The sequence below is a fragment of the Nisaea sediminum genome, assembly GCF_014904705.1.
Taxonomy (GTDB): Bacteria; Pseudomonadota; Alphaproteobacteria; order Thalassobaculales; family Thalassobaculaceae; genus Nisaea; species Nisaea sediminum.
In genome coordinates, this window is sequence record NZ_JACZCQ010000006.1 from 112,960 (window position 1) to 129,381 (window position 16,422).

Sequence of the window (16,422 nt, forward strand, 5' to 3'; positions counted from 1 at the left end):
GAAGGGCGCCGCCGAACACGATTGATGCCCATGAACACGACATCTCCTGTTGCAAGCGACGGTTCGGGAAGCGCCGTTTCGCACGACATGCTCGCGAACGCGATCCGCGCGCTCTCGATGGACGCGGTGGAGAAGGCCAAGTCCGGCCATCCCGGCATGCCGATGGGCATGGCCGATGTCGCCACCGTGCTGTTCTCGGAATTCCTGAACTACGATCCGAAGGCACCGGACTGGGCGGACCGCGACCGCTTCATCCTCTCCGCCGGCCACGGCTCGATGCTGATCTACTCGCTGCTGCATCTGACCGGCTACGACGATGTCACGCTGGACGAGATCAAGAATTTCCGCCAGCTCGGCTCGAAGACCCCGGGCCACCCGGAATACGGCCACACCGCCGGGATCGAGACCACCACCGGCCCGCTCGGACAGGGCTTCGCCAATGGCGTCGGCATGGCGCTCGCCGAGCGCATGACCAATGCCCGCTTCGGCGACGATCTGGTCGATCACTACACCTACGTGATCGCCGGCGACGGCTGCCTGATGGAAGGCATCAGCCACGAGGCCGCCTCCATGGCGGGCCATCTGAAGCTCGGCAAGCTGATCGTGCTGTTCGACGATAACGGCATCTCGATCGACGGTTCGACCGATCTTTCGGTCTCCGACGACCAGCTGATGCGTTTCGAGGCCTATGGCTGGGACACCAGCCGGGTCGACGGCCACGATGCCGAGGCGATTTCCGCCGCCATCGAGGCCGCTCGGTCCGACGATCGCCCGTCCCTGATCGCCTGCCGCACCAAGATCGGTTTCGGCGCGCCGACGAAGGAAGGCAAATCCTCCTCCCACGGCGCCCCGCTCGGCGCGGACGAGATTGCCGGCGCCCGCGAGAATCTCGGCTGGAGCGCAGGCCCGTTCGAGATCCCGGCCGAAGTTCTGGACGCCTGGCGTGCCATCGGCGCCGACCGTGCCGGCGCGCATGTCGCCTGGACCGCGCGCTATGACGGCGCCGACGCGGCGACCCGCAAGGCCTTCGACGCGGCGATGTCCGGCAAGCTTCCGGCCGGCGCCGAAAAGGCGATCAAGGAGCTGATCGCCAAGCACGGCGCGGAGAAGCCGAAGCTCGCCACCCGCGTGGCCTCGCAGAAGGCGCTCGAGGCATTGCAGCCGGAGATCCCGGAACTGGTCGGCGGCTCGGCCGACCTCACCGGCTCGAACAACACCAAGGTCGGCGGCCAGGACGCGGTCCGGGCCGGCGACTACAGCGGCCACTACATCTATTACGGCGTGCGCGAGCATGCGATGGCCGCCGCGATGAACGGCATGGCGCTGCATGGCGGTCTGATCCCCTACGGCGGCACCTTCCTCGTCTTCACCGACTATTGCCGCCCGTCGATCCGCCTCTCGGCCCTGATGGGGCTCCGCGTCATCTACGTCATGACGCACGATTCCATCGGTCTCGGCGAGGACGGCCCGACGCACCAGCCGGTCGAGCATGTCGCCGCCCTGCGCGCGATCCCGAACCTCAATGTGTTCCGCCCGGCGGATGCCATCGAGACCGCGGAATGCTGGCTCGCGGCACTTCAGGACGAGCATCGCCCGTCAATTCTCGCACTGACCCGCCAGGGTCTGCCGACGGTGCGGGACGGCGACAGTTCCGAGAACCTTTCCGCCAAGGGCGGCTATGTGCTTGCCGACGCCTCCGGCGAGCGCAAGGTGACGATCCTCGCCACCGGCTCCGAGGTCGAGATCGCGCTCGCCGCGAAGGCCGCGCTCGACGCCGACGGCATCGCCACCGCGGTCGTCTCCATGCCGTCCATCGAGCGCTTCACCGCTCAGGATGCAGCCTACCGCAAGCAGGTGCTCGGCTCGGGCAGCGTCATGGTCGCTGTCGAGGCCGGGATCCGGCAGAGCTGGGACGGGCTGATCGGGCTCGACGGCATCTTCGTCGGCATGAACTCATTCGGCGCGTCCGCGCCTTACGACGACCTCTACAAGCATTTCGGCATCACCAGCGATGCCATTGTGGCCGAGGTCAAGAAGCGTCTGGGATAATCCCACCATCGCCGCCCCCCGCCGGGGCGGCGTTTTTGTACGAGCGTGAAAGTCAGGAGGAAATCTGATGAGCGTTAATGTTGCCATCAACGGGTTCGGGCGGATCGGCCGTCTGGTTCTGAGGGCACTCGCCGAGAGCGGCCGCGACGATATCAAGGTCGTCGCCATCAACGATCTTGGACCGGTCGCGACGAACGCACATCTGCTGAAATGGGACAGCAATCACGGCCGCTTCCCGTTCGACGTCAAGGTCGACGGTGACACAATCGATTACGGCAAGGGCCCGATCAAGGTGACCGCCGAACGCGATCCGGCGAACCTGCCGCACAAGGCGCTGGGCGTCGACATCGTGCTCGAATGCACCGGCATCTTCACCAAGAAGGAAGACGCGGCGAAGCACATCACGGCCGGCGCCAAGCGCGTCATCATCTCCGCTCCGGGCACCGGCGTGGACCTCACCGTCGTCTACGGCGTGAACCACGACCAGATCACCGCAGAGCATACCGTGATCTCGAACGCCTCCTGCACCACGAACTGCCTCGCCCCGGTCGCCTACGTGCTGAACGAGGCCATCGGCATCGAGCGCGGCTACATGACCACGATCCATGCCTATACCGGCGACCAGCCGACGCTGGACACCATGCATAAGGATCTCTACCGGGCCCGCGCCGCGGCCTCCTCGATGATCCCGACCACCACCGGCGCGGCCAAGGCCGTCGGCCTCGTGCTGCCGGAACTGGCCGGCAAGCTGGACGGCACCTCGGTGCGCGTCCCGATGGCCAATGTCAGCCTGATCGACCTGAAGTTCGTGCCGAAGCGCGAGACCACCGTCGAGGAAGTCAACGCCGCCATCGTCAAGGCCGCCAACGGAAAGCTGAAGGGCATCCTCGGCGTCAATGACGAGCCGCTGGTCTCGATCGACTTCAACCACAACCAGAACAGCTCCACCTTCGATTTGCTCCAGACCCAGGTGGTCGAGGGCAAGCTGGTCCGCGTGATGAGCTGGTACGACAACGAATGGGGCTTCTCCAACCGCATGCTGGACACCACCGCAGCGGTCGCGGCGACGCTTTGAGAATCAGAAGGGAAGGACAACGGCGATGAAAATCACCCAGCGCGTCAAGCGTATCCTCGACGGTTATGAGAGCGACTGCCCGGGCACCAAGGCGAACCTCGCCCGCATCCTGATGCAGGGCAAGCTCGGCGGCACCGGCAAGCTCGTGATCCTGCCGGTCGACCAGGGCTTCGAGCACGGTCCGGCCCGCAGCTTCGCGCCGAATCCGGACGCCTACGATCCGCACTACCACTTCAAGCTGGCGATCGATGCCGGGCTCTCGGCCTATGCCGCTCCGCTCGGCATGATCGAGGCCGGCGCCGACACCTTCGCGGGCCAAATCCCGACGATCCTGAAGGTGAACAGCTCGAACAGCCTCGCCCGCGACAAGGACGGCCCGAGCCAGGCGCTGACCGGTTCGGTGCAGGAAGCGGTCCGGCTCGGCTGCTCCGCCATCGGCTTCACGATCTATCCGGGCTCGGACAACGCCTTCGAGATGATGGGGCAGATCCGCGAGATGACCGAGGAAGCCAAGGCCTACGGCCTCGCGGTCGTGGTCTGGTCCTATCCGCGCGGCGGCGACCTCACCAAGAAGGGCGAGACCGCGGTGGATATCTGCGCCTATGCCGCCCACATGGCCGCGCTGCTCGGCGCCCACATCATCAAGGTGAAGCCGCCGACCGAGCATCTCGAGCTCGAGGCCGCGAAGAAGTCCTACGAGGCCAACAAGATCGCCATCGGCACTCTCGCCGAGCGCATCGAGCATGTCGTGAAGTCCTGTTTCAACGGCCGCCGCATCGTCGTCTTCTCCGGCGGCGAGGCGAAGGATCTCGACGGTCTCTACAACGAGATCCGGGGCCTGCGCGACGGCGGAGCCAACGGCTCCATCATCGGCCGCAACACCTTCCAGCGTCCGCGCGAGGAGGCCATGGCGATGCTCAACACCATCATCGACATCTACAAGGGCAAGGCGTAAACCTGACGCCTTGATCCTGCGTTTCGCGGCGCCCGCCTGACGCGGGCGCCGTTTTCGTCTGAAGAGCCGGAACATGCCCGATCCAAGCTGCGAGCTTTACCTGATCACCCCGCCGAAGATCGATATCGATGCCTTCGCCGGGGATCTTGCATCCGCGCTCGACGCGGGCCCGGTCGCCTGCCTGCAGCTCCGCCTGAAGGATGTCTCCGACGACGAGATCAAGCGTGCCGCGGAGACCCTGCTGCCCGTGTGCCACGCGCGCGGCGTGCCGCTGCTGATGAACGACCGCCCTGACCTCGCGCTGCTGACGGGGTGCGACGGCGCCCATGTCGGCCAGAACGACACGCCCTACGACGAGGCGCGCCGCATCCTCGGCGACGAGGCGATGATCGGCGTCACCTGCCACAACTCGATCCATCTCGCGATGGAAGCGGCCGAGGCCGGCGCCGACTACGTCGCCTTCGGCGCCTTCTACCCGACCGAGACCAAGGAAATCATCCACCACGCCGAGATCGAGACACTGGAGACCTGGGCGTCCTTCTCGACCGTGCCCTGCGTCGCCATCGGCGGGATCAACCTGGAGAACGCGAAACCGCTGATCGAGGCGGGGGCGGATTTCATCTGCGTGATCACCGCGGTCTGGAAACATCCGGCCGGGCCGGCGGCGGCGGTGAAGGCGTTCAACGCGTTGTTCGAAGCGGCGGCCTAGGCCCCGCGAAGCTCAAGAAACGACCCGCCAGACCAGCCCGTGCCACTGCGCACCATGAGCTATCTCCTGAACGAAATCACGCTTCGGACAACGGACCATCCCGAGTTTCTTCATCACAGACTGGGAGCGCAGATTTTCCGCGCTCGTATAGGCCAGAATATCGGCCAACCCCAGAGTATCGACCGCGTGATCGAGCGAGGCCCTGGCGCTCTCGGTCGCGTAGCCGTTTCCCCATGCGGACCTGACGAACCGCCAGCCAATCTCAAAATGTTCGCCCAGGGGATGGCCGGGAGACATGCGCGGCATAACGCCCGCATAGCCGAGGAAAGCACCGTCGCGATCCTCCACGGCCCATCGCGCCACACCGTATTCGCGGAAAGCCTCCCTGTAGCGGTCGAGTTTCCGGCGGCTCTCACACATGTCGATCGGTCCGCCGAGATCGGCCATGACCTGCGCATCGGCGTGCATCTCGGCGAAGGCATCCAGGTGGCGGTCCTGCCACGCGACCAGTTTCAAGCGCTCGGTCTCGATCATCTCACTTCAGCCGCACAGTGGAAGCGCGGGAGGTTTCGTCATCGGGCTCGACCGACGATCGCCATTAGGACGATTCCGGACGCCTTGCCTGCCGGCGCGCGAGCTGATCCGAAAGCTGTGCATGCATCTGGCGATAGCCCTTCGCGGTTTCCGACGCGCTGCCGGCGGTGACACCTGCAAGAAGCCCGTATGCCCTGACCGACCGGGCGAGATCGGCGTCGTAGAGCGGGATCTCAGCCACTTTCCGCGCGAGGGCCGCCGCCAGTTCCGGATCCCGGGAAAGCTCGCTCTCCGCCAGGTCGAGCATGATCCCGGCAATCGGATACCAATCGCCTGCTCTCGCGGTTTCCGCCTCCGAGAGGATTTCACGAGCCACCGCCGAGGCCCCGGCCGCATCCGCCCTCAACAAAGCGATCGATGCGCGGATTGCCAAACGGCTGCCATTCGACAGATCGGCACGGGCGGTTTTCTGCGTGAGATCGAGCACATCGAGCGCTCCGGAGATGTCACCCGAAGCCGCAAGAGCTTCCGAATAACCGCGCAAGAGCTCCGTCCCGGCCGGACTGAGCGTGTAGTCGATGGGGATGTCCGATCCGATATGTTCGGGTTTGAACGGCCGGGGCACATTGTCGAGCGCGAGTTCACTGGACTTGAGAGCCGCCGCGGTCCGGCCGGATTTCATTTGAAGACGGGCCCAGAAGGCGTGAGCGTCGGCGAAATAGCGGTTCTTGATAATGACGTTCTTGACGTTCTTTTCCCGCTTGGTTTTCTCGACATCCTCTGTGCGCCAGCGCTCGGCCGCAACGGAAAGCGCCTCGCCCATTCCGGCCGCCGCAGACGTGTAGCCGAGGCGGTGGAGATTCGCCGCAAACTCCAGGACCGTCCTGGCCCGCATGCTCTCCTCGCCGGCAAGCGCCGTCCAGAAAGCCGAGAAATTCCGGACAACATCGTCGGTCAGGGCGTGCCGGTCGCTCAGGGCCAAAACAGTGACCTTGAGAGTCTCGATCCCGGCATGCCGCTCAAAATACCTTTTCTGGCTGGGGAGGATCAGACGGCCGGCATCCGAGAGTGCCGCCAGCGCGTCGTCATAACGGCCTTGCCGCCCCAGCAACTCGGCGCGAGCCGTAAGCACGTCCGCTTCGAGAGCCTGATCCTTTTTCCTCCGGGCGACAGCACCCGCTTCATCGATCCAGAGTCCGGCGGCAACGAGATCTTGGTGCATCAGGAATTCGGCGTATTCGAGACGCGTTGTCACCGCATAGCTATGGATATTCGGTGCCTTGCCATAAGCTTCGGCGGCCATCCGGTAGAATTCGCGGGCCTCGTCCGGAGAGTCCTTGAGCTTCAGCCTGCCAAGAGAGTGCAGGGCCTTGCCTTCCCCGGCGTGATGCGCACTGGCTCTCGACTTACGCAGCGCGGCACGTGCCTCACCTTCCGCCTCTGCCAGGCGGCCAAGTTTTACGAATTCATTGGCCAGATCAATGTGGACATGCACGAGGTTGTCGATGTCCTGGGCGGTTTCGGCAATGGTCATCGCCTCATCCAGCTTCTTGATCCCCGCAGGGGTATCGCCCTTGCGGAAATCCTCCATGGCCATGACGCGCAAGATAATGACCTGCTGATCCGGCTGCGCCTGGCTGAAGGGAATACGCCCGCCCGTGCTCACGCATCCAGCAAGGGTAACCATCGCGAGCGCGCAGAGAATCATTTTGAAGAAATGCATAAAGACCCCAAAAAAAACACTGTCAGAAATTTCCTGGAAGCATTCATCGGATAATATGCGCCGCCTCATGAAGCAATCGATGAATGTTAGAAGCGCCACCTCAACCGGTTGCGATAGTCTGCATCGATTTGGGGTGAGGTCAGCGACACAGCGCAAGCCGGGCGTGCCGGACAGCGAGGAACTGCTATGTGCGCAGGACATCCTGCCCCCAATAGACTCCGCCCGCGCAACCTGATAAAAGCGCGCCGCACCCGATATTGCGTACGTTCGCGCGCCTTCCGCGCGACGTCGGCCACTTCGATCGCTCGACGGACAAAGACATGAAAATCAACGGCAACGCCATCCGCATCGGAAACGTCATCGAACATAAGGACCGCCTCTGGGTCGCCGTGAAGACCCAGGCCGTGAAACCCGGCAAGGGCGGCGCCTTCAACCAGGTGGAACTGAAGGATATCCGCTCCGGCACCAAGCTGAACGAGCGCTTCCGCGCCGACGAGCAGGTGGAGCGCGTGCGGCTCGAGCAGCGCCCGGCGCAGTTCCTCTTCGCCGAGGAAAATCTGCTGACCTTCATGGACAACGAGACCTACGAGCAGACCCAGATCTCCGCCGACCTGATCGGCGAGAACGCGGTCTTCCTGCAGGACGGCATGGAAGTGCAGATCGAAAGCTACGAGGGCGAGCCGCTCTCTGTGCAGCTGCCGGAAACCGTGGTTCTGGAAATCGTCGAGGCCGACGCGGTGGTGAAGGGTCAGACCGCCTCCTCCTCCTACAAGCCGGCCGTGCTCGAGAACGGCGTGAAAATCCTCGTGCCGCCGCATGTCGAGTCCGGCACCCGCGTCGTGGTGCGGACCGAAGACAGCACCTATGTCGAGCGCGCCAAGGACTGATTGAAGACGCCGGCCTCCGGGCCGGCTTCTGCCAAGCCTCAAATCGAACTGGAGAAACCATGGCGACCCGCTCGCCCGCGATCAACGTTATGGTGAAAGCCGCCATGAAAGCGGCCCGGCAGCTGCTGCACGACTTCAACGAGGTCGAACAGCTCCAGGTCTCGAAGAAGGGGCCGGCGGATTTCGTGTCGACCGCCGACACCGCGGCCGAGAACACCATCACGAGCGAGCTGAAACGCGCGCGGCCGGAATACGGCTTCCTGCTCGAGGAAGGCAACGCGGTCGAGAGCAGGGATCCGCAGGGCCGGCGCTGGATCATCGACCCGCTCGACGGCACCACCAACTTCCTGCACGGCATCCCCCATTTCGCGATCTCGATCGGGCTGGAGGAGGACGGCGAGATCGTCTCCGGGATCGTCTACGAGCCGACCCGGGACGAGATGTTCTGGGCGGAAAAAGGCAAGGGCGCTTATCTGAACGACCGCCGTCTGCGCGTCTCGGCCCGCCGCAACTTGGAAGACAGCGTGTTCGCGACCGGTATCCCCACCCTGCGCGGCAACGATCACGGCACCTACCTGAAACATCTCGAGGCGGTGATGACCCGCTGCTCGTCCGTGCGCCGGTTCGGCGCCGCCGCGCTGGATCTCGCCTATGTCGCCGCCGGCCGCTACGACGGCTACTGGGAGCGCGGTCTGAGCGCCTGGGATATCGCGGCGGGCATGCTTCTCGTGAAGGAAGCCGGCGGGTACTGCACCGACTACAAGAACCGGGACAAGTGCATCGAGACCGGTGAAGTCGTTGCCGCGAACGATTATGTCCACGGCAAACTCCTGAAAACGCTCCGGGACGCGACGAAGGCCTAAGAGTTCTTTCGCCGCCCTTAGGCTGTTGTCGCCAAAAGCCGTGATGGGATAAGGTCTTTCAGAGACTGATTCTCCCATTGAGGACGCGCAGCATGGCCGCATCACGATATCCGGGCCGACGCCCCGCCCTATTCCTTCTCGCAGGCCTGCTCGCCGTGCCGGCCAGTGCCGCGCTCGGCCAGGAAACCGTCTATATCGGCGGCACGGGCGAGCAGGTCGAAATCAATCTCGATGTGCTCGAGGCGCTCGGCACCCCGCCGAACGTCGCCGGTCTGCTGCGCGCCGACATCCGGCGCGGCCAGGTTCAGGACGGCATGCCTCTGCCGCTTCCGGGCGAAGTCCGGCATTCCGTGACCCGGGGCGCCCCGATGCCGCCGCCGAGCCGCCCGCCGCAAATGACGCGGCGCCTGACCGCCGCACAACCCGCGACCGCCATCGCCCCCGTGGCGCCGAGACCGCCTGCAGCTGCTCTGCCGACCGCGCGGCGCATCGCTCCTCAACCGTCGGCCCCGACCCGGACAGCGGCCGTTCCGGCCCCCGCCCGCGTCACCGCCCCGGTCCCGAGCGCGCCGAAAGTAGCCGCGACACCGGCGCCGACCGTTGCCGCACCGGCCAAGGTCGCCATCCCGGCTCCGACCCCGTCGGCGCCGCAGACAGGCACCCGGACGGCCACGACGATTCCGGCGATCAAGGTCCCTGCCCCGCCCGCGGCGACCTCCACTCGAACGGCAGCGATCGCACCGCCGCCTCCACCGCCTGCCGTCAACGCAGAAGCGCCGAAGGCCGCACCGGCCGCCAAGGCTCCCGAGCCGGCGCGGCAGGTCGCCTCGGCTCCGGCCGCTCCGAAGGCACCCGCGCCCGCCGCGTCGGCGAACAGTGCCGCCATCAGCGTTGTCTTCGAGGCGGACAGCAAGACCCTGCCGGGCAACGCCTCCGGCACACTCGGCACGATCGCCGCGAAGATGAAAGCGAACGGCGAGCTCCGGGTCGAGCTCAAGGCCTATGCGACCTCCGGCGACCGTTCGGAGGCGAAGGCGCGCCGCCTTTCGCTCTCCCGCGCGCTTGAGGTGCGGTCCTTCCTGATCCGCGAGGGCATTGCCAGCACGCGCATGGATGTGCGGGCGCTCGGCGACAGGGCGCCCGGAGCGCCGGGCGACCGGGTCGATCTGACCTTGGTCGAACGCTGACGGAGATCAAGCGCCGACCGGCGCGGGAAGCGGACCGAATATCGCCGCATTTCCCGTCCATACATCCGGACTCGAAACCGGAGCACAATGTCCAGGGCCGCCCCGCGCGGCCCGAGTTCAGGGGATCGATCAGGTGACCAGACCAACGCGTTTTCTCGTCCGCATGGCGATATTTCTGCTGCTCGTCGTGGCCGTCGCGGTGCTGCTCTTCGCCCCCCTGTTCGACGCCTTCATGGCCAACGCGGCGCTGAACGGGATGATCCTCGCGACGCTCGCCATCGGCATTCTCTACATCGTCCGCCAGGTCGTCTCGCTCGGCCCCGAGGTTTCCTGGATCGAATCCTACCGGACATCGCAGCCCGGCCTCTCGATGCAGCAGGCGCCGACCCTGCTCGCTCCGGTCGCGACCATGCTCGGCGAACGGCGGGACGAACGGGTCAGCCTCTCGGCCATGTCCTTGCGCTCGCTGCTCGACTCGATCGATGCGCGGCTTGCCGAGAGCCGGGACATCTCGCGCTATGTCATCGGCCTGCTGATCTTCCTCGGCCTGCTCGGCACCTTCTGGGGACTGCTGCAGACCGTCGGGGCGGTCGGCGACGTGATCAGCAGCCTCAGCGTCGGGAGCGGCGATCTCGGCACCGTCTTCGACGACCTGAAGACCGGCCTCGAGAGCCCGCTCGCCGGCATGGCGACGGCGTTCAGCTCCTCGCTCTTCGGCCTCGCCGGCTCGCTCATCCTCGGTTTCATGGAGCTGCAGCTCGGCCAGGCGCAGAACCGTTTCTACAACGATCTCGAGGAATGGCTCTCCGGCCTGACCCGGCTCAGCTCCGGCGGCGGCGTGCTGGCGGACGGCGAGCATTCCGCGAGCGCCTACCAGACCGCGCTCTGGGAGCAGACCGCCGACAGTCTCGACAAGCTGCAGCGGGTCATCCTCCGGAGCGAGGACGACCGGCGGCAGGCCAACGCCAACCTGATGGCGCTCAACGAGAAGCTCGGGACCCTGGTCGACCAGATGCGCGCCGAGCAGGACCTGATGGTGAAGCTCGGCGAGGCCCAGCTCGAGATCCGCCCGGTGCTGGCAAAGATCGCCGAGGGCCAGACCGGCGGCCGGGACGAACTGATGCGCACCCATCTCCGCAATATCGAGGCCTATGTCGCGCGCCTCGTGGAGGAGGCTTCGGAAGGCCGCAACCGCACCGTGGAGGAAATCCGCCAGGAGATCCGGCTCGTCGCGCGGACCATCGCGGCGCTCGCAGAGGAAGAACGCTAGGGGAGCGCGGCCATGTCCGCCCGCAGCCGCGCCGCGAGGCGCGACACCAATATCTGGCCTGGCTTCGTCGACGCGCTCGCCACGCTTCTGATGGTGATCATCTTCGTCCTGATGGTCTTCATCGTCTCGCAATTCTATCTGACGCAGGCGCTTTCCGGGCGCGACGAGGCGCTGAAGAACCTGCAGGCCGAGATCGCCCAGCTTTCCGACCTGCTCAATCTCGAGCGCGAGACCAATGCAGAGCTGCGCCTCAACGTCGCCCAGCTCTCCACCGAGCTGCAGGCCTCCATCGCCCGCCGCGATGCGCTGAGCCAGCAGGTCACCCAGCTGATCTCCCAGCGCGACCAGCTTGAGGACAGGCTTGCCGAATCGGTGCGCGACCGTTCGAACATGCAGCAGCGCCTTTCCGAGGCGGAGAACAGCCGGGCCGGCCTTGACCAGCGCCTCTCCGAGGTGCTGAGCGAGCGCGACGCCCTGCTTTCCAAGCTGCGCTCCGTCGAGAACGAGATGGCCGTGGCGAAGGCCGAGCGGGACGAGGTGAGCGCCGGGCTGGAAGACGCCTTCAAGGTGATCGCCGCCGACCGCGAGACGATCAAGACCCAGCTCGCGGAACTGGAAAGCCTGCGCCGGGACCTGCTCGCCCTGAAGGACGCCCGCGAGCGGCTCGAGGGCGAGGTCGCCGAACTGGCGGCGCTGAAGCAGACGCTCGAGAGCGATCTCGGCGAGACCAAGGACCAGCTCCAGGCCGCGAAGATGACGGCGGAGGAGCGACAAGCCCGGATCGAGGAACTGCGGGCCGAGATGAGCGCGCTCCGCGACCGGTCGAAAGAACTGACGGCCCAGCTTTCGAGCAGCGAGGAGCGTACGATCCTGCAGCAGCAGGAAATCGAGGCGCGCGACATCCGGCTCGCCGAGCTGACCGCCGATTTCAACGAGACCGCCACCGCGCTCGGCGCAGAGAAGGAGATTTCAGCCAAGGCGCAGGAGGAACTCGCGCTGCTGAACCGGCAGATGCGGGCGCTGCGCGAACAGCTTCTCGCGCTGCAGGAGGCGATGGACGCGCTTGAAGCGGTGAACAAGGACCAGAAGGTCGAGATCGTCGATCTCGGCGCCAAGCTGAACCGCGCGCTCGCCACCAAGGTGCAGGAGCTGGCGAAGTTCCGCTCGGAGTTCTTCGGCCGCCTGCGCGAGGTCCTGAGCGGCCGCGAGGGCATCCGCATCGTCGGCGACCGCTTCGTCTTCCAGTCAGAAGTGCTGTTCGACAGCGGTTCCGACCAGATCGGCCCGCAGGGCGAGATCCAGCTCCGCCAGTTCGCCGACCAGCTGAAGGACATCGCCTCGAAGATCCCGAAGGAGATCGACTGGATCCTGCAAGTCGAGGGCCACACCGACCCGGTGCCGATCTTCAACGAGCGCTTCAAGAACAACTGGGACCTCTCCGCCGCCCGCGCGATCTCGGTCGTGCAGACCCTGATCGCGGAAGGCATCCCGGCGAGCCGCCTCTCCGCCACCGGCTACGGCGAGTTCCAGCCGATCGACGAGCGCAAGGACGAGATCGGCAACCGCCGCAACCGCCGCATCGAGATGAAGCTGACGCAGCGGTAGATTTCTCTTGGGCGTCATCCCGGCCGGAGAGCCGGGACCTTTCGGCGCCGCGCTCTTCGCATGCAGTGGATCCCGATTTGCATCGGGATGACGAAATTCGGGGTTTCCACCGCTCTTTGCCGTCATCCCGACGGAAGTCGGGATCCACTATTTCCGCGTCGACTACCCTTCAGAAAAGATCTCCGCAAAGGTCCCTCCATTCCAGATTGACCGTCTCGACCAGTTCGATCTTCCAGGCTCGGCGCCAAGCCTTGAGTTGACGTTCTCTTTGTATGGCGTCGCCCATACGGTCATGAAGCTCAAAATAGACCAGCCGTTTGACGCCGTATCTCGCTGTGAAGCCGGGGATGTGTCCGGACTGGTGTTGCGCAACCCGCCTCGGCAGGTCCGACGTCACACCGATGTAAAGCGTTCCCCGAGGCATATTCGCGAGGATGTAGACGGCAGGCTCCATATGCCGGTCATGGGATGGAGAGAGCTGCTATATCACGGCAAATCGGCAACAGTGGATCCCGACTTGCGTCGGGATGACGGTGAAAGGTGGCGGCGAGGTAATTCCTCTTCGTCGTCTCTATGCGAATCGGGATCCACTGTGCGAACCAGGAGGAGCGATCCCTACTCCGCCGAAATCGCCAGCCCCGCCGCCGCGCTGTCGGCGAACTGCAGGTCCGCGAGGTGGCGGTAGAGCGGGCTCGTTTCCAGCAGCTCGGCATGCTTGCCCTCGGCCACCAGGCGCCCCTCTTCCAGCACCAGGATACGGTCGGCTTTCAGCACGGTCGCGAGGCGGTGGGCGATCACGAGCGTGGTGCGGCCCGGCATGATCGCCTCCAGCGCCTTCTGCACCGCCCGCTCGCTCTCGGCGTCGAGCGCGCTGGTCGCCTCGTCGAGCAGCAGGATGGCGGGATCGCGGAGGATGGCGCGGGCGATGGCGATGCGCTGGCGCTGACCGCCGGAAAGGCGGACGCCCTTCTCGCCGAGATGGGTGGCGTAACCCTCCGGCAGGGCCTCGATGAAGCTCTTCGCGTTCGCCGCCTCCGCCGCGGCACGGACCTCCTCGTCCGTCGCGTCCGGACGGCCGTAGCGGATGTTCTCCATCGCATTGTCGGAGAAGATCACCGGCTCCTGCGGAACCAGGCCGATCAGCGCGCGGAAGGCGGCCGGATCGGCGTCGCGCAGATCGACACCGTCGACCGTCACCTTGCCGGACTGAGGGTCGTAGAAGCGCAGCAGAAGCTGGAAGATGGTTGACTTGCCGGCCCCGGACGGGCCGACGATGGCGACCCGTTCGCCCGGCGAGACCTTCGCGCTGAAGCCGCTGAGGGAGGGAATGTCGGGACGCGCCGGATAGCGGAACTCGACCGCCTCGAAAGCGACGACGCCCTTGGCCGGGCTCGGCAGCGCGACGGGCTTTGATGGTGCGGAGACCTCGCTCTCGGCCTTCAGCAGGTCCATCAGCCGCTCCATCGCGCCCGCGGCCCGCTGCAGGTCGCCGATCACCTCGGAGAGCGCCCCGGTCGAGCCGGCGACGACGGCGGCGTAGAAGACGAAGGCTGAGAGCTCGCCGCCACTGATCCGGCCTGACAGCACGTCCCGTCCACCGACCCAGAGAATGACCGCGACGGAGCCGAAGACCAGCGTGATGACGATCGCCGTCAGCGCCGCACGGGCGCGGATGCGGCGCAGCGAGGTGAAGAGCGCGTCCTCGACCCGGGCGCCGAAATTGCTCCGGTCGACCGGCTCGTGCGCGAAGGCCTGGACGGCGCGGATGCCGTAGAGCGTCTCCTCGGCATAGGAGCCGAGATCGGCCACCCGGTCCTGGGTCTCGCGGGACAGCTTCCGGACCTTGCGGCCGAAGACGATGATCGGCACCACCACGATGGGCACGACGAGGAACACATAGCCGGTCAGCTTGGCGCTGGTGACCAGCAGCATGACCATGGCGCCGAGGAAGAGCAGCGTGTTGCGCAGCGCGATCGAGACGGAGGAGCCGACCACGGTCTGCACCAGCGTGGTGTCGGTGGCGATGCGGGAGAGCAGCTCGCCCGTGCGCATGGTCTCGAAATAGCCGGGGCTGAGCGAGATCACGTGGTTGAACACGGCCTTGCGGATATCCGCCACCACTCGCTCGCCGATCCAGGAGACGAGATAGAATCGGGCATAGCTCGCCCCCGCCAGCAGGATGACGACACCGAGCAGCACGATCACCGCCTGGTCGAGCAGGTCCGGGTCGCCGGCCGAGAAGCCGTTATCGACCAGATGGCGCAAGCCATTGCCCATGGCGAGCACCGTCACCGCCGCGACCACCAGCGCGACCATTGCGCCCGCGATCTGCAGCTTGTAGGGCCGCACGAACGGCATCAGGGCCTTCAGGGGGCCGAGATCGCGCCGACTGTTCTGTTCACTCATACCGGATTCCCGCAAAAACAGGCCCCTTCGCACTTGCGCTCCGGCCCTGTCTCCTTTATATCGTCGCGCTCTTGATCAGGATTTATACCCGCGCCCATGAACGCTCGGGGGCAGGAGTACGAGAAATGAAGGCTGATATCCATCCCGATTATCACGAAATCACTGTCGTGATGACCGACGGCACCGAATACAAGACCCAGTCGACCTGGGGCAAAGAGGGTGACGTGCTGCGGCTCGAAATCGATCCGAAGACCCATCCGGCCTGGACCGGTCAGCACCGGATCGTCGACAGTGGCGGCCAGGTGGCGCGCTTCAACAAGCGCTTCGCCAACCTCGGCATCTAATACCGGGTTTCCCGCGGGCTCCGGCCCGGTGGAGACGAGAACGGGCGTCCTTCGGGGCGCCCGTTTTTGTTTGCGCATTTCCCTCTTGAATCCGTTTTCCCGCCTCCCAATTTTTCAGTCAGGCGCCGTTGCCATCCTTCGGGGCGGGGCCTTTGAACACGCCACCCGGCCGCAAAAGGCGGGTGACAGAATGACGACCATGTTGCTTTGAAAGGATATGGACACGATGCGTACGATCGATTTTTCCCCGATGTTCCGTAATTCCGTCGGTTTCGACCGGATGGCCCAGCTTGCCGACGCGGCGCTGCGCAGTCCGGCGGCCAGCAATGCGCCCGCCTACCCGCCCTACAATATCGAGAAGGTCAGCGAGGACGATTACCGCATCACCATGGCGGTTGCCGGTTTCGCCGAGAAGGATATCGAGGTCACGGTGAACCAGAACTCGCTGATCGTCACCGGCAAGGTGGAGAAGAGCGAGGAGAGCGAAGGCCGCCAGTTCCTGCATCGCGGCATCGCCGAGCGCGCCTTCGAGCGCCGCTTCGAGCTCGCCGACTTCATCAAGGTGACCGGCGCGGATCTGGAGAACGGCCTGCTCCATATCTCCCTCGTCCGCGAGATCCCGGAAGAGGCGAAGCCGCGCAAGATCGAAGTCCGATCCGGCGTTCCCGCGATCGAGGGCAAGAAGGCCGCGTAACGCCTGAGCAGCTCTAAACTCCAAACGACTGACGCCCGGGCCGCACGGCCCGGGCGTTTTGCTTCATGCCTATCGGTTAGAACAAAAAAGGTCGTCATTCCCGCGTACGCGGGGACCTAGG

At 65.4% G+C, this 16,422-nt stretch carries 15 protein-coding genes; 11 read left to right on the top strand and 4 right to left on the bottom strand.

Annotated features, from left to right (window positions below; all coding sequences use genetic code 11):
- Positions 1 to 30: 30 nt before the first annotated feature.
- From tkt to thiE, 4 genes are all read left to right on the top strand, one after another.
- Positions 31 to 2,049, top strand: a complete 2,019-nt coding sequence (tkt, locus tag IG122_RS12525; protein ID WP_193183984.1) for a transketolase — start codon at positions 31 to 33, stop codon at positions 2,047 to 2,049.
- A gap of 67 nt (positions 2,050 to 2,116) precedes the next feature.
- A complete protein-coding gene (gene gap, locus IG122_RS12530; protein ID WP_193183986.1) occupies positions 2,117 to 3,124 on the top strand; it encodes a type I glyceraldehyde-3-phosphate dehydrogenase in 1,008 nt (335 codons plus the stop codon).
- Between the two features lie 25 nt (positions 3,125 to 3,149).
- Entirely contained in the window at positions 3,150 to 4,079 is a 930-nt protein-coding gene (locus IG122_RS12535) for a class I fructose-bisphosphate aldolase (protein WP_193183988.1), read from the top strand.
- Between the two features lie 73 nt (positions 4,080 to 4,152).
- Complete coding sequence (gene thiE / locus IG122_RS12540; protein ID WP_193183990.1) at positions 4,153 to 4,788, top strand: thiamine phosphate synthase; 636 nt, start codon at positions 4,153 to 4,155, stop codon at positions 4,786 to 4,788.
- Between the two features lie 12 nt (positions 4,789 to 4,800).
- On the opposite strand, the gene IG122_RS12545 is transcribed toward thiE, so the two are convergent.
- Complete coding sequence (locus IG122_RS12545) at positions 4,801 to 5,322, bottom strand: GNAT family N-acetyltransferase (protein ID WP_193183992.1); 522 nt, start codon at positions 5,320 to 5,322, stop codon at positions 4,801 to 4,803.
- Between the two features lie 64 nt (positions 5,323 to 5,386).
- On the bottom strand, positions 5,387 to 7,045 hold the full coding sequence (locus IG122_RS12550) for a hypothetical protein (protein ID WP_226893548.1): 1,659 nt from the start codon (positions 7,043 to 7,045) through the stop codon (positions 5,387 to 5,389).
- 320 nt (positions 7,046 to 7,365) lie between these two features.
- Between IG122_RS12550 and efp the strand changes: the two genes are divergently transcribed.
- The 5 genes from efp (at position 7,366) to IG122_RS12575 (ending at position 12,857) form a co-directional block, all read left to right on the top strand.
- Positions 7,366 to 7,932 carry an elongation factor P gene (gene efp / locus IG122_RS12555; RefSeq protein ID WP_193183996.1) on the top strand — a complete coding sequence of 189 codons (567 nt, stop codon included), beginning with the start codon at positions 7,366 to 7,368 and terminating at the stop codon, positions 7,930 to 7,932.
- Between the two features lie 59 nt (positions 7,933 to 7,991).
- Positions 7,992 to 8,795, top strand: coding sequence for an inositol monophosphatase family protein (locus IG122_RS12560; RefSeq protein ID WP_193183998.1), 804 nt, complete (start codon positions 7,992 to 7,994; stop codon positions 8,793 to 8,795).
- Positions 8,796 to 8,887: 92 nt separating this feature from the next.
- Positions 8,888 to 9,982 carry an OmpA family protein gene (locus IG122_RS12565; protein WP_193184000.1) on the top strand — a complete coding sequence of 365 codons (1,095 nt, stop codon included), beginning with the start codon at positions 8,888 to 8,890 and terminating at the stop codon, positions 9,980 to 9,982.
- Positions 9,983 to 10,115: 133 nt separating this feature from the next.
- The gene (locus tag IG122_RS12570) at positions 10,116 to 11,252 is read left to right on the top strand and encodes a flagellar motor protein MotA (RefSeq protein WP_193184002.1); all 1,137 of its coding nucleotides are present in this window, start codon (positions 10,116 to 10,118) and stop codon (positions 11,250 to 11,252) included.
- Between the two features lie 12 nt (positions 11,253 to 11,264).
- Positions 11,265 to 12,857: an OmpA family protein gene (locus tag IG122_RS12575; protein WP_193184004.1), complete on the top strand. Its 1,593-nt coding sequence runs from the start codon at positions 11,265 to 11,267 to the stop codon at positions 12,855 to 12,857.
- 169 nt (positions 12,858 to 13,026) lie between these two features.
- Here IG122_RS12575 and IG122_RS12580 read toward each other — a convergent pair whose 3' ends face one another.
- Positions 13,027 to 13,311, bottom strand: coding sequence for a GIY-YIG nuclease family protein (locus IG122_RS12580; protein WP_193184007.1), 285 nt, complete (start codon positions 13,309 to 13,311; stop codon positions 13,027 to 13,029).
- Positions 13,312 to 13,472: 161 nt separating this feature from the next.
- Complete coding sequence (locus tag IG122_RS12585) at positions 13,473 to 15,263, bottom strand: ABC transporter transmembrane domain-containing protein (protein ID WP_193184009.1); 1,791 nt, start codon at positions 15,261 to 15,263, stop codon at positions 13,473 to 13,475.
- A gap of 125 nt (positions 15,264 to 15,388) precedes the next feature.
- On the opposite strand from IG122_RS12585, the gene rpmE reads away from it, so the two are divergent.
- The gene (gene rpmE / locus IG122_RS12590) at positions 15,389 to 15,607 is read left to right on the top strand and encodes a 50S ribosomal protein L31 (protein ID WP_193184011.1); all 219 of its coding nucleotides are present in this window, start codon (positions 15,389 to 15,391) and stop codon (positions 15,605 to 15,607) included.
- A gap of 226 nt (positions 15,608 to 15,833) precedes the next feature.
- A complete protein-coding gene (locus tag IG122_RS12595; RefSeq protein WP_193184013.1) occupies positions 15,834 to 16,301 on the top strand; it encodes an Hsp20 family protein in 468 nt (155 codons plus the stop codon).
- Positions 16,302 to 16,422: the final 121 nt, after the last annotated feature.

Excerpts from the sequence above, each read along its gene's own strand:
- IG122_RS12585 (WP_193184009.1), bottom strand. The coding sequence starts at position 15,263 with ATGAGTGAACAGAACAGTCGGCGCGATCTCGGCCCCCTGAAGGCCCTG.
- efp (WP_193183996.1), top strand. The coding sequence starts at position 7,366 with ATGAAAATCAACGGCAACGCCATCCGCATCGGAAACGTCATCGAACAT.
- IG122_RS12535 (WP_193183988.1), top strand. The coding sequence starts at position 3,150 with ATGAAAATCACCCAGCGCGTCAAGCGTATCCTCGACGGTTATGAGAGC.
- tkt (WP_193183984.1), top strand. The coding sequence starts at position 31 with ATGAACACGACATCTCCTGTTGCAAGCGACGGTTCGGGAAGCGCCGTT.
- IG122_RS12545 (WP_193183992.1), bottom strand. The coding sequence starts at position 5,322 with ATGATCGAGACCGAGCGCTTGAAACTGGTCGCGTGGCAGGACCGCCAC.
- IG122_RS12565 (WP_193184000.1), top strand. The coding sequence starts at position 8,888 with ATGGCCGCATCACGATATCCGGGCCGACGCCCCGCCCTATTCCTTCTC.
- thiE (WP_193183990.1), top strand. The coding sequence starts at position 4,153 with ATGCCCGATCCAAGCTGCGAGCTTTACCTGATCACCCCGCCGAAGATC.
- IG122_RS12595 (WP_193184013.1), top strand. The coding sequence starts at position 15,834 with ATGCGTACGATCGATTTTTCCCCGATGTTCCGTAATTCCGTCGGTTTC.
- gap (WP_193183986.1), top strand. The coding sequence starts at position 2,117 with ATGAGCGTTAATGTTGCCATCAACGGGTTCGGGCGGATCGGCCGTCTG.
- IG122_RS12550 (WP_226893548.1), bottom strand. The coding sequence starts at position 7,045 with ATGCATTTCTTCAAAATGATTCTCTGCGCGCTCGCGATGGTTACCCTT.
- IG122_RS12560 (WP_193183998.1), top strand. The coding sequence starts at position 7,992 with ATGGCGACCCGCTCGCCCGCGATCAACGTTATGGTGAAAGCCGCCATG.
- rpmE (WP_193184011.1), top strand. The coding sequence starts at position 15,389 with ATGAAGGCTGATATCCATCCCGATTATCACGAAATCACTGTCGTGATG.
- IG122_RS12580 (WP_193184007.1), bottom strand. The coding sequence starts at position 13,311 with ATGGAGCCTGCCGTCTACATCCTCGCGAATATGCCTCGGGGAACGCTT.
- IG122_RS12575 (WP_193184004.1), top strand. The coding sequence starts at position 11,265 with ATGTCCGCCCGCAGCCGCGCCGCGAGGCGCGACACCAATATCTGGCCT.